Annotated in this window: 11 protein-coding genes; all 11 read left to right on the forward strand. The window is 27.3% G+C overall.

Going from position 1 to position 12,676, the window contains the following annotated elements:
* Nucleotides 1-115: 115 nt before the first annotated feature.
* Nucleotides 116-1,615, forward strand: coding sequence for a galactose/methyl galactoside ABC transporter ATP-binding protein MglA (gene mglA, locus CLTHE_RS11585; protein WP_080023577.1), 1,500 nt, complete (start codon nucleotides 116-118; stop codon nucleotides 1,613-1,615).
* A gap of 15 nt (nucleotides 1,616-1,630) precedes the next feature.
* Nucleotides 1,631-2,665, forward strand: coding sequence for a galactose/methyl galactoside ABC transporter permease MglC (mglC, locus tag CLTHE_RS11590; protein ID WP_080023578.1), 1,035 nt, complete (start codon nucleotides 1,631-1,633; stop codon nucleotides 2,663-2,665).
* Nucleotides 2,666-2,677: 12 nt separating this feature from the next.
* Nucleotides 2,678-2,839, forward strand: a complete 162-nt coding sequence (locus CLTHE_RS16905; protein ID WP_002598989.1) for a hypothetical protein — start codon at nucleotides 2,678-2,680, stop codon at nucleotides 2,837-2,839.
* Between the two features lie 170 nt (nucleotides 2,840-3,009).
* On the forward strand, nucleotides 3,010-4,617 hold the full coding sequence (locus CLTHE_RS11595) for a response regulator (protein WP_169840851.1): 1,608 nt from the start codon (nucleotides 3,010-3,012) through the stop codon (nucleotides 4,615-4,617).
* A gap of 12 nt (nucleotides 4,618-4,629) precedes the next feature.
* Nucleotides 4,630-6,429, forward strand: coding sequence for a cache domain-containing sensor histidine kinase (locus CLTHE_RS11600; RefSeq protein ID WP_080023580.1), 1,800 nt, complete (start codon nucleotides 4,630-4,632; stop codon nucleotides 6,427-6,429).
* Nucleotides 6,426-7,370 (forward strand): substrate-binding domain-containing protein, encoded by a 945-nt coding sequence (locus CLTHE_RS11605; RefSeq protein ID WP_080023581.1) that lies wholly within the window; start codon nucleotides 6,426-6,428, stop codon nucleotides 7,368-7,370. The genes CLTHE_RS11600 and CLTHE_RS11605 overlap by 4 nt, the downstream gene beginning before the upstream one ends.
* Before the next feature lie 22 nt (nucleotides 7,371-7,392).
* A complete protein-coding gene (locus CLTHE_RS11610) occupies nucleotides 7,393-8,400 on the forward strand; it encodes a galactose ABC transporter substrate-binding protein (protein ID WP_080023582.1) in 1,008 nt (335 codons plus the stop codon).
* Nucleotides 8,401-8,761: 361 nt separating this feature from the next.
* Nucleotides 8,762-9,448, forward strand: coding sequence for a response regulator transcription factor (locus tag CLTHE_RS11615; RefSeq protein ID WP_002598984.1), 687 nt, complete (start codon nucleotides 8,762-8,764; stop codon nucleotides 9,446-9,448).
* 2 nt (nucleotides 9,449-9,450) lie between these two features.
* Entirely contained in the window at nucleotides 9,451-10,869 is a 1,419-nt protein-coding gene (locus CLTHE_RS11620; RefSeq protein WP_080023583.1) for a sensor histidine kinase, read from the forward strand.
* 16 nt (nucleotides 10,870-10,885) lie between these two features.
* Nucleotides 10,886-11,956 carry a S1C family serine protease gene (locus tag CLTHE_RS11625; RefSeq protein WP_080023584.1) on the forward strand — a complete coding sequence of 357 codons (1,071 nt, stop codon included), beginning with the start codon at nucleotides 10,886-10,888 and terminating at the stop codon, nucleotides 11,954-11,956.
* 132 nt (nucleotides 11,957-12,088) lie between these two features.
* The gene (gene pth, locus CLTHE_RS11630; RefSeq protein ID WP_080023585.1) at nucleotides 12,089-12,664 is read left to right on the forward strand and encodes an aminoacyl-tRNA hydrolase; all 576 of its coding nucleotides are present in this window, start codon (nucleotides 12,089-12,091) and stop codon (nucleotides 12,662-12,664) included.
* The last annotated feature ends 12 nt before the right edge of the window (nucleotides 12,665-12,676 follow it).

Below are 12,676 nucleotides of genomic sequence, written 5' to 3' on the forward strand. Positions count from 1 at the left end.
GCAATGTTTCTCTTGCTATGTAGCTTATAAAATAATAGTGAAAGATGGGAGGATAATTTTAAATTTTACATTGGAATAGATCTTATAAATAATAATGAAAAGTGGTGAGAATTTAATGGGAGATAAAAAATATATTCTTGAAATGATAGATATATGTAAAAACTTTCCGGGAGTTAAAGCCTTAGATAAGGCTAATTTAAAAGTAAGAGCAGGAACTGTACATGCTCTTATGGGTGAAAATGGAGCAGGTAAATCAACTTTAATGAAATGTCTATTTGGAGTTTATATAGAAGATGAAGGTGAGATTTTTATAGAAGGTGAAAAGATAAAGTTCTCTAATCCAAAACAAGCTATGGAAAATGGTGTAGCAATGGTTCATCAAGAGCTTAATCAAGTTTTACAAAGAGATGTTATGGAAAACATTTGGCTTGGAAGATTTCCAGGGAAAATGGGAGTTGTAGATTCGAAAATTTTATTCAATGAAACTAAAAGGGTTTTAGATGAATTAGAAATAGATATTAATCCAAAGATAAAGATGGGAAATTTATCAGTTTCTCAAAGACAGATGGTAGAGATTGCAAAGGCAGTTTCCTATAATGCAAAGATTTTAGTGTTAGATGAGCCAACATCGTCTTTAACGGAAGAAGAAGTAACTCATTTATTTAGAATAATAAATAAGCTTAGAGATAGAGGTTGTGGAATAATTTATATTTCTCATAAAATGGAGGAGATTCTACAGATTTCTGATGATGTAACTATTATGAGAGATGGTAAATGGATAGATACTATAGAAGCTAAAAATCTTACTACAGATAAGATAATTAAATTAATGGTAGGAAGAGATTTAGGTGATAGATTCCCTCCAAAAGATAATAAGCCAGAGGAAGTTATTTTAGAAGTTAAAAATTTGACTGGAATGTATCAGCCATCTATTGTAGATGCTTCTTTTGAATTAAGAAAAGGTGAAATTTTAGGTGTAGCAGGACTTGTTGGATCCAAGAGAACAGAACTTTTAGAAACTATATTTGGAATAGCAAAACATAGTAGTGGAGAAGTGATTCTTCATGGGAAAAAAGTAGATAATTCTACTTCAAGAAAAGCAATAAAAAATGGTTTTGCATTACTTACTGAAGAGAGAAGAGCAACAGGAATATTTGGACAGCTATCTATAAATTTTAATTCAATTATAGCTAATTTAGATGGATATAGCAGTAAAGGTGTTTTAAATTCTAAAAAGATGGAAGAAGATACAAAATGGGTTATAGAAAGTATGAGGGTAAAAACACCTAGTTCAAAGACAGCTATAAAAACATTATCAGGAGGAAATCAACAAAAGGTTATTATAGGAAGATGGCTTTTAACTAAGCCAGAGATTCTTTTATTGGATGAGCCTACTAGAGGAATTGATGTAGGAGCTAAATATGAAATATATCAATTGATAATAGATTTAGCTAAAAAGGGTAAAGGCGTAATAGTTGTTTCTTCAGAAATGCCAGAATTACTTGGAATTTGCGATAGAATTTTAGTTATGTCAAATGGACGAGTTGCTGGAGTAGGTGATACAAAAGAACTTACTCAAGAAGATATTATGACTATGGCTGCAAAATATATTTAAAAGGGGAGTTTATTTATGGAAAATAATAAAGTAGAAAAAAAGATAGATAAAAAGAAAGTTATAGATTTTCTTCTTAACTATGCTTTATATATAGTTTTATTTTTAATGATTATTTTCTTTATTGTAAAGGAACCAGGATTTCTTTCCTTAAAGAATTTTACTAATATTTTAAGTCAAGCATCAACACGTGGTATTTTAGCTCTTGGAGTAGCCGGACTTATAGTTTTACAAGGAACTGACCTATCAGCAGGGCGTATTTTAGGACTTACTGCTATAATTTCAGCTTCTTTATTACAATCATCAACTTATGCAGCGAGAATGTATCCAGAGTTACCTATCTTACCACTAGCTCTTCCATTAATATTAGCAATAGTAATTGGTGGAATATTTGGAGCAATTAATGGATTTGGGGTAGCTAAACTGAAGGTCCATGCATTTATAATTACTTTGGGAACTCAGCTTATAGCTTTTGGTATCTCTTGTCTTTATATTGATAGACCGCCATTAGGTGCTCAACCAGTAGCAAACTTAGATTCAAGATATACAAATGCAGTAAATGGTTCTTTAAAGCTTGGAAGTGTAGAAATACCAAACTTAGTTTTTTACTTAGCAATAGTTGCATTGATTATGTGGTTTATATGGAATAAGACAACTTTAGGTAAAAATATGTTTGCAATTGGTGGAAATCCAGAGGCAGCAGCAGTTTCGGGTGTTAATATAGTTAAAAATATAATGATAATATTTATTATATCTGGAATGCTTTATGGTTTAGCAGGATTCTTAGAAGCTGCAAGAGCAGGTTCTACTTCAACAGCTACAGGATTTAACTATGAACTTGATGCAATTTCTGCGTGTGTAGTTGGAGGAGTTTCATTCTCAGGTGGAGTTGGAACTATTCCTGGAGTTCTTTTAGGAACGGTTTTATTACAAGTTATCAATTATGGATTAAACTTTATAGGAGTAAATGCATATTGGCAATATATAATTAGAGGTTTAATTATTATAGTAGCTGTTGCTTTAGATGTAAGAAAATATATAGCGAAAAAATAATGAGGTAATGGTATGAATGAAAAGGAGAAACTAGAAGGAATTAAGGAAAAAAAGAAAACTGTTAGAGATACTTTATATGGACGTATAGATGTGTCACTAGAAACAATGGATAGAGTTTTAATAATACTATTTGTTTTATTAGGATTTTCTTTAGTAATAGGAATTCTAGTTTAAAATTGAAAATATAGAATGTAAAATATGAAATTAAGAATTTAGAGAAAGCTGGCTTGTTGTGCCAGCTTTTTTTATTTTCAATTTTAAATTCTAAATTTTAAAGTGAATCTGTGTTATAATTTAAAGGAAATAAAAGGTTTTAATATAAATTTATGGAAGGTGATAAAAGAGTGAGTTTATATAGAGTACTAATTGTTGATGATGAGGAAGAAGTTAGAGAAGGTATTATTAGAAAATTAGATTGGAAAGAGTATGGATTTGAAGTAGTTGGGTCTGCTGAGAATGGAAAAGATGCTTTAGATAAGGTTGAAAAATTAAAGCTTGATATTGTTCTTACGGATATTTCAATGCCCTTTATGGATGGGTTAGAGCTTGGTAGAATCTTAAAAGAAAGTATGCCAGGAATAAAAATAATAATTTTTTCAGGTTCAGATGATTTTGAATATGCTCAAAAAGCAATAAAAATAAATGTTATAGAGTATATATTAAAGCCAGTAAGTGCTAGAGAGCTTGCTGAAGTTTTAAAGAAGGTTAAAAATAAATTAGATGAAGAGTACAAAGAAAAAAGTAATATGGAAACTCTACAAAAATATTATAAAGAAAGTTTACCTATATTGAGAGAGCAATTTTTAATTGGTGCAATTGAAGGTAAAGTAAAGGATATGAGATGGAGAGAAGAGATAAAAAGATTCCAGTTAGAGTTTTTAAAGGGAGACTTAGTCTTTTGTATAATTCATTTTGATAAGAGAAAGGATTTAAAAAAAGAAAATCTTTTTGAAGGAAATATAGGATTAGTTAATGTTTCTATAAGTAAAATTATTGAAGATACTATGGAGGAATATAGTATATATACTAAGTTTATTTACTTAGATAGAGTTATTTTAATAGCTAGTTTAGATGAAAAGTATACTATAGATTTACTTATAAAGGGGTTAAATCAAGTTTGTAATGAGTTTTACAAAATATTTAATAAGACTATTTCTATAGGGGTAGGAAATATATTTAATGAATATAATATGCTAAAGAGTTCATTTACAGCTGCTGAAGATGCTTTAAGTTATAGAATTATATTAGGAAGAGGTAAAGTTACTTACATAAAGGATGTAGAACCTAATAAAGTTATCAACTTAGAATTTACAGGAGCAGAGGAAAAGAAATTATTAGATACTATAAAAATTTCAACAGAAGATGAAATCGAGAAGGTTATAGGAAATATATTTAAGAATTTAGAAAATTATATTATGCCTTTAAATGGGTATAAAATATACTTAATGGAAATTATGATATCTATTATAAAGCTTATGCAAAGCTATAATTTAAAGATGGAAGATGTTTTAGAAGAAGAGTTTAATTATTATAATTATTTAGAAAATATAACTTCATTAGAGGAAGTAGAAAAGACTTTTAAAAGATTAGGTAAAAGGATAAATAAGCATATAAAAGGAAATAGAATAAATTCTTCTAAGCTTTTAATTGAAGATGCTAAAAAGTATATTAGTGAAAACTTTAGTGATTGTGAATTATCAGTTGAGCAAGTTTGTTCTCATTTACATGTAAGTTCAACTTATTTTTCAAGTTTATTTAAAAAAGAGGTGGGAATGAGCTTTGTAAATTATTTAACCCATGTAAGGTTAGAAGAAGGAATAAAATTATTAAATTCAACTGATGACAAAGCTTATATGATAGCTTTAAAGGTTGGATATTCTCAGGCAAATTATTTTAGCTATGTATTTAGAAAAAAATATGGAGTAGCTCCTTCAAAATATAGAAAAAGTTAAAGGAGACCTCTTATGAAAAAGTTTTCAATGGATAAAATAAGACGAATATATAGAAAATTAAATATTGGACAAATAATTTCAATTACATTTACTTTAGTAGCTATAGTAGGAATGATACTTATAGGAACTATACTTTATTTTAAATATACAAAAGAGTTAGAGGAAAAGGTATCAGAAAATAATGTTGAAATATTAGAACAGATTAACTTAAATTTAGATAATTATTTAAGAAAGATGATGAAGGTATCAGATACTGTATATTATAGAGGTATAAAAAAGAAAGATTTAGCAAAAGAAAATATAGATTTAGAAATGAGTTTATTATATGAAGAAAATAAAGAATCTTTAGTTAGTATTTGTTTATTTTCTGATGAAGGAAAGGGAATTGCATCTTATCCTTTAAGGGAACTTAAAAAGGATGTTAAAGCTAGAGAAAGTAAGTGGTTTAAGGATGCTATAAATAAAAAAGAAAATTTGCATTTTTCAATACCACATATACAGAACTTATATGAATATAATCAAAATAAGTATAATTGGGTAGTTTCTTTAAGTAGATCTGTAGAGATAACTAGAGATGGACATTCTACTCAAGGTGTGCTTTTAGTTGATATGAACTTTTTAGGTATTGAAAGTATATTTAGTAAAAATAAAACTAGTAAAAATAGTTATACTTACTTAATAAGCAGGGATGGAGAAATAATATATCATCCAAGGCAGCAATTAATTTATTCGGATATAGAAAAAGAAAACAATATACAAGCAGCTAATTATGAGGATGGAGTTCATAGAGAAGTGTTTTTAAATGAAGAGAGGATGACAACAGTAAAAACTGTTGGATATACAGGTTGGAAAATTGTTAATGTAACACCTATGAAGGATATTATATCGGACCAAAAAGAAATAAAAATATTCTTTATATTTATAATGTGTTTAACACTATTCTTATTAGCAATTATAAATGTTTTTGTATCTCAAAAAATAGCTTATCCTATAATGCAATTAGAAAGATATGTAAAAAGATTAGAGAATGATATTAAGGATATAGATATAGAGATTAGTGGAAGTTCGGAAGTAAAGCATTTGGGAAAAGCTATAAAATCTATGGCTATACAAATGAATTTATTAATGGAAAATATAGTTATAGAGCAAGAAGCTAAGAGGAAAAATGAGCTTAATGCATTACAAGCACAGATAAATCCTCACTTTTTATATAATACTTTAGATTCTATTATATGGATGATTGAAAAGGAAAACTATAAGGATAGCATAATTATGGTTGGGGCTTTAGCAAAATTCTTTAGAATAAGCTTAAGTAAAGGAAAAAATATAATAACTGTAAAAAATGAGTTAGAGCATGCTAAAAATTACTTAACTATCCAAAAAATAAGATATAGAAACAAGTTTAGTTACTCCTTTGAAATAGAAAAGGAAGTAGAAGAGCTTGCATCTATAAAACTTATAGTACAACCTCTTATTGAAAATGCAATTTTTCATGGAATGGAAGACATGGATGGAGATGGAGAAATTCTTATAAAAGCCTATAAAAAGGATAATAGTATTTATATAGATGTTATAGATAATGGAATGGGAATGTTAGATGAAGTACGAGAATCACTTTTAACTAATTATTCTAAGGAAAAAGGAAAGGGATCAGGAATTGGACTTAAAAATGTTCATGAAAGAATTAGAATATATTTTGGTAAAGAATATGGATTAGAAGTATATAGTGAATTAGATGAAGGAACAACAGTAAGAATTCATATGCCTTGCATAGATATAAATAATGTAGATGAGAGGGATTTTAAGAAATGAAAAAAAGAAAGAAGCGTATTTTGGTTTTTACATTTTCTCTTGCTGTAATATCTTTAATAATTTTTATAAATGAAGCAGTTCTATTAAAGGAAAAAAACGAAATTTTTAATATTTCAGTAATCACAAAAGGTGGAAAAATAAATAGTTTTTCTAGGTTGAAAAGTGGTATTGATGGAGCAAAAAAAGAAATGGGGGTAAATATAAATTTTATTAATTTGGAGGGAAAAGAAAATAAGGAAGAACAAATAAAAGTATTGAGAGAAGAATTAAATAAAGAAGTTGATGCAATATTGATTCAACCTATTGAATATAATTATATAAAAGAGGAAATTGACAAAAGTAAGAAGAAAACACCAATTGTAGTTTTAGAAACAAAGGTAGAGGATTCAAAAGTAATTAATATACCTTATGACAATTATAAAATAGGTTATAAGCTAGCTGATGAAATAATGAGTAGAGGACATTTTAAAAAGAATATCTTAGTGTTAATAGAAGAGGATGTAGATTATATAAAGAAAAGAAAGGAAGGGTTTATAGAGTCAATTAAGTTAACTAATAATATGGTTCAGTTTTTACAAGTAAAAAGAAAAGAAGAAGTTGAAAGAATTTTTAAAGAAAATAAAAGTGATATAATAGTTACTTTTGATATGGAATTATTAGAAGAGATTGCAAAAATTAAAGAAGGGTTATTTAAAGAAAGTAAAATAGAAGTTTATGGTGTAGGAACAAATGATTATATAATATCTGCATTAGAAAAGGGGATTATCAATGGGTTTTCTGTGCAAAGTGAATTTAATATGGGGTATTTAGGGGTAAAGGCAGCTGTAGATTTAATTAAAAAAAATAGGTTTGAAGATGTAGTAATAGATTCAAGAATGATAAATTATGAGAATATGTATTATGACTACAATCAAAAGATTTTATTCCCATTTGTGAATTAATGTATTCTTTGGAGGGAATGTTGTGAAGAGAAGTAAGGGGAAGATGTTAATAAATTTAATATTGATTAATATGGTTATTCTAATAGGATGTAGTAGTGTAAAAGGAGAAGAAAAAGAGATACGGATAGGGGTTACTTTATATAATCAAGAAGATATTTTTGTATCATCTATATCAAAAGCTATTAAAGAAAAAGCTAAAGAAATTGAAGAGGAAGATGGAATAAGGATAGTAGTTGATTTATTAGATGCAAAAGTAAATATGTTTGAACAAAACAATCAAGTGGAAAATCTGATAAAACAAAAATACGATGTTATTTGTGTAAATATAGTAGATAGAACAGTAAGTGCAACTATTATAGATAAATGTAAAAAGGCTAACATACCTTTAATATTTTTTAATAGAGAAATTGTAGAAGATGATATGAAGAGATGGGATAAAGTGTATTATGTAGGAACTCAAGCTAAAGAAGCTGGACAAATGCAAGGGGAAATAGTAATAGATAAATATAAAAATAATAAAAGTAGTGTAGATAAGAATAATGATGGAAAAATTCAATATGCAATTTTAGAGGGAGAGCAAGGGCATCAAGATACAACCTTAAGGACTGAATATTGTATAAAAACTTTATACAATGAAGGGATAGAATTAGAGAAGTTGGATAGTGAAACAGGAGATTGGAGACAAACTAATGCTCAAATAATTATGAAGGACTGGTTAGATAAGTATGAAGAAAAAATAGAAGTTATTTTTAGCAATAATGATGAAATGGCGATTGGGGCAAGTGAAGAAATAGAAAGATTTAATAAAAAAAATAAAAGAAACTATAAACCAGTAATTATAGGAGTAGATGGAACTGAAGAAGGATTGAAAGCTATAAAGGATGGCAATTTAACAGGTACTGTCATAAGTGATGCAAAAGAACAAGGAATTAATATTTTAGAAATAGCATATGAGCTTTCTATAGGTGAAGAAGTAAATATAGATAAAAATATTTTGAGAATTCCTCATAGAAAAGTAGTTAATGATTAAAAATTAAAATAAAGGAGAAAATTTCTTTAAGAAGTTTAAAAATAATTATTTAAAATAAGGGCAGAAAATATTTATTATAAGTTTTAAATTTTATATTAAAAAGAGACTAGGTTAATATAACTTAGCTTCAGACTGCTGACACTTTGTCAACAGTCTGAAGCTATTTTTTTATCTTATAAAAGTATAAAATTTAAAAGAAAAAAATTTCAATATAGGTTAATAATTTGTAACTTATTAGATAAGACTATATTAATAAGAAGTAAAAAGTGATAAATTTATAATTGGATAAATTTATAATTGTAAATTTACAATTTAAATTTAATGTTTATAAAAGAAAAGTAAAATATGGAGGTGCCAAAATATGGATGGTGTTTTAGGAAAAGTTCTAATCGTAGATGATGATGAAAATATCTGCGAGGTTATAAATATGTATGTTAAGAGTGCAGGATATGATACTAAGGTTGCAAATAATGGTAAAGAAGCTGAGGAAATATTCTTAGAGTATAAGCCAGACATTGTATTATTAGATGTTATGATCCCAAGCATAGATGGAATAGATGTTTTAAAATGGATTAGAAAAGAAGGAACTACACCTGTAATAATGTTAACTGCTAAAGGTGATACTTTTGATAAAGTTTTAGCTTTAGAGTTAGGCGCAGATGATTACATAGTTAAACCTTTCGAACCAAAGGAATTATTAGCAAGAGTTAAAGCTGTAATGAGAAGATATACAGCAGATAATACTAATAAAGAAGTTATTCAATATAATGATTTAACTATAGATGCAAATTCATATAGAGTTATATATAAAAATAGTGAAATAAAAATGCCACCTAAAGAGTTTGAATTACTTTATTATTTAGCATGTAATAAAAATAGAGTTTTCACAAGAGAACAATTATTATGTGAAGTATGGGGATATGATTATCCAGGTGATTCAAGAACAGTAGACGTTCACGTAAAAAGATTAAGAGAAAAACTTCATTCAGGAGACACTTGGCAAATAGAAACTGTTTGGGGGGTTGGTTATAAATTCGAGGTGAAATAATTATGAAAAAAACTAGCTTAGTATATAAGCTTATCATAACATTTACTTTGATTTTAGCAGCTACATCAATACTAGTAGCAGGTACTCTATCAATTTGGTTTAAAAGTTATTATTTTAATCAAAAGAAAGAAGAGTTTAATAGCCAAAGCACAATTATAGAAAATGCAGCAATAACATATTTGACTTTAGATAGTAGTTCAAATCTATCTACTTTAAAAAATGTAATGGATTTTGTTAGTAAGTCAGTAAATGCAGATATTTTGATAGCTGATCAGATAGGTTATACTTATGCGGTTTCGAGTGTAAGTCATGAAGATTACAAGTTTTCTAATTTAAATATACCTGAAAAGGAAATGAATATTTTAAAACAAGGAAAATCCATTGTATATAATAATATAAAAGGTAACGATGGAAATGAATATGTATATATGACACCTATATTTAAAGGAGCTTCTTTTAGTGGAATAATTGTAATGATTGCTCCTTTGAGCAGCATAAATTCATCTTTAATAAAGGCAAATGAAGTAATTTGGCTTACTGCGTTTGTTGCTATAATTATTGGAGCAATAATTGTTTATTTTTATGCAAAGAAAAGGTTAATTGAGCCTATTGATAAAATAAAAACAGCAGCTAGAAGAATTGCTAGAGGTGAAGTTAATGAAGAAATATCAGTTACATCAAATGATGAAATTGGTGAACTTGCAGATTCTTTCAATGTAATGGCAGAATCGTTAAAAACTGTAGATGAAAATAGGAAAGCCTTTATATCAAATGTTTCTCATGAATTAAGATCTCCTATAACATCAATAAAAGGATTTATATCAGGTATATTAGATGGTGTAATTCCTAGAGATAAAGAGGGGTACTATTTAAAAATAGTTTATGATGAAACGGAAAGATTATCTAGACTTATAAATGATTTACTTGATATATCTACTATGGAAACAGGAAAATTAAAATTAAATCTTCAAGAAATAGATATAAGTAATATGATTAGACAATGTCTAGCTAAGTTTGAAGGAATAATAAAAGAGAATGGCTTTAATGTTGATGTAACATTAGAAATGGCCCATCAGTATGTATATGCAGATAACGATAGATTGATACAAGTTATAACAAATTTAATTGATAATGCATTAAAATATGGTTATGAAAATGGTAATATAAAGATAAATACTAAATCAAAAGGTGATAAAGTTTATATTAGTATATATAATGACGGACCAACACTTACTAAAGAGCAAACAGTGAAAATTTGGGATAGATTCTACAAAGCTGATATATCTAGAACTAATAAGGTAAGTACTGGATTAGGTTTACCTATAGTAAGACTTATATTATCAGAACATGGAGAAGATATTTGGGTGGAAAACTGTAAAGACCAAGGAGTTGTATTTACATTTACATTAAAAAAAGTATAAATGTTTGGTGGTAAGGATGAGTATTAATACTAAAAAAACGGAAAAACGACAAGGGAAAATAAATATAAAAAATAAAACACCTTTGTTTACCAGAAATAACTTATATATTTTTATAATAATAATTGTAACAGCTATAATTACTGGAGTAGTAACGACTGAATATGTAAAAAATAAAGTAAGTAATTTAGTTAATAATGCAGTAAATTCTTCTGAAAGTAATAATATAACAGCGAATATTATAAAACAAGTCAGTCCTTCACTAGTTACAATAGGATCTTCACAAGAAGAGTTGAGTACAATAGAAGTAAATCCTAATAATACTACAGGAGTAGTAATAAGCAAAGAGGGATTAATTATAACAAGTTATGACTTTATAAAAAATATGAAAGATATTTATGTTAAGCTACCTGCTAAAGGAGTTAAAGCTGAAAAAGCAGTTTTATTAGGATATGATAAAGATACAGGAATAGCAGTTCTTAAAATTAACGGAAAAAATTTAACTCCAATATCATATTCAAATCAGTTAAGTTATAAAACTGGGGATGCAGTTGAGTCTATGGGAAATGCAACAGGGGATAATTATATTGGAATGATAACTCCAGGAGTAATAACTTCAACAAATTACTCTATAAAAATAGATGGAGAAAGATATAGTATAATTCAAACTAATGCAATAATGGATTCACAAAACTATGGAGGAGTACTTTGTAATTCAAAAGGACAAATGATAGGATTTAATAGTGAGTATTTAACTAAGAAATATAATTTAGATGGATTATATTTTGCAATTGGAAATGATGCAGTTGTTAAGAGTGTTCAGGATATATTAAATCAATCTAATGTTCTTGGAGTTGAAGGAGCAGAGTTAGATAATAAAACTGGATTCTATATTTCAAATATAGGTGAAGGTAGTCCAGCACAAAAGGCTGGATTAAAAGCAACTGATATAATAAAATCAGTTGATGGAAAAGATATGGATAGTTTAGAAGATTTTTATACATCTGTAAAAGGATTGAAAAAAGGTGAAAATATAAAACTTGATATTCTAAGAGATGGAAAATCTAAAGAAGTTAATATAACCATTTAATAAAGAGGCTTTTTTTAAAGTCTCTTTATTATTGTTAAAATTTAGTATAATATTATAGAGTGATTTGAATTATAGTATAATTAGTGATAAATAAGTGAAATACTAAGTAAATAAATTACAAGGAGATAGCATATGTTTTTAATAATAGGACTAGGAAATATAGGAGAAAAATACGATAATACTAGACATAATATAGGCTTCGATGCTATTGATAAAATTGCAGAAGTGTATAATATTAGTATAAATAGGAAAAAATTTAAAGGTGAATATGGAGAAGGTTTTATAGGTGGAGAAAAGACTTTAATAATAAAACCTACTACATTTATGAATCTAAGTGGGGAGTGTGTTAGAGAGGTTATAGATTTTTATAAATTAACAAATGAAGATATTTTAGTTATTTATGATGATATAAGCTTAGACGTAGGAAAACTTAGAATAAGAGAAAAAGGAAGTGCCGGTGGACATAATGGTATAAAAAGTATCATAAGTCATTTAGGTACAGATCAATTTTCAAGAATTAAAATAGGAGTAGGACAACCTAAAGATGATTTAGTTAAACATGTTTTAGGAAATTTTTCTAAAATAGAGAGAGAAATTTTAGATGATAGTTTAGAAGCAGTAGCAAAGGCAGCAGAGACTGTAATTAAAGAAGATACAAAAACTGCTATGAATAAGTTTAATGGATTTAAACCAAAAGAAATAGTATAGAGGTGATGTATG

The sequence above is a fragment of the Clostridium thermobutyricum DSM 4928 genome (genome assembly GCF_002050515.1).
In the GTDB taxonomy this organism is placed as follows: domain Bacteria; phylum Bacillota; class Clostridia; order Clostridiales; family Clostridiaceae; genus Clostridium; species Clostridium thermobutyricum.

Coding starts and splice junctions, on each gene's coding strand:
- CLTHE_RS11625 (WP_080023584.1), top strand. CDS start 10,886: ATGAGTATTAATACTAAAAAAACGGAAAAACGACAAGGGAAAATAAAT.
- CLTHE_RS11600 (WP_080023580.1), top strand. CDS start 4,630: ATGAAAAAGTTTTCAATGGATAAAATAAGACGAATATATAGAAAATTA.
- CLTHE_RS16905 (WP_002598989.1), top strand. CDS start 2,678: ATGAATGAAAAGGAGAAACTAGAAGGAATTAAGGAAAAAAAGAAAACT.
- CLTHE_RS11605 (WP_080023581.1), top strand. CDS start 6,426: ATGAAAAAAAGAAAGAAGCGTATTTTGGTTTTTACATTTTCTCTTGCT.
- mglA (WP_080023577.1), top strand. CDS start 116: ATGGGAGATAAAAAATATATTCTTGAAATGATAGATATATGTAAAAAC.
- mglC (WP_080023578.1), top strand. CDS start 1,631: ATGGAAAATAATAAAGTAGAAAAAAAGATAGATAAAAAGAAAGTTATA.
- pth (WP_080023585.1), top strand. CDS start 12,089: ATGTTTTTAATAATAGGACTAGGAAATATAGGAGAAAAATACGATAAT.
- CLTHE_RS11620 (WP_080023583.1), top strand. CDS start 9,451: ATGAAAAAAACTAGCTTAGTATATAAGCTTATCATAACATTTACTTTG.
- CLTHE_RS11615 (WP_002598984.1), top strand. CDS start 8,762: ATGGATGGTGTTTTAGGAAAAGTTCTAATCGTAGATGATGATGAAAAT.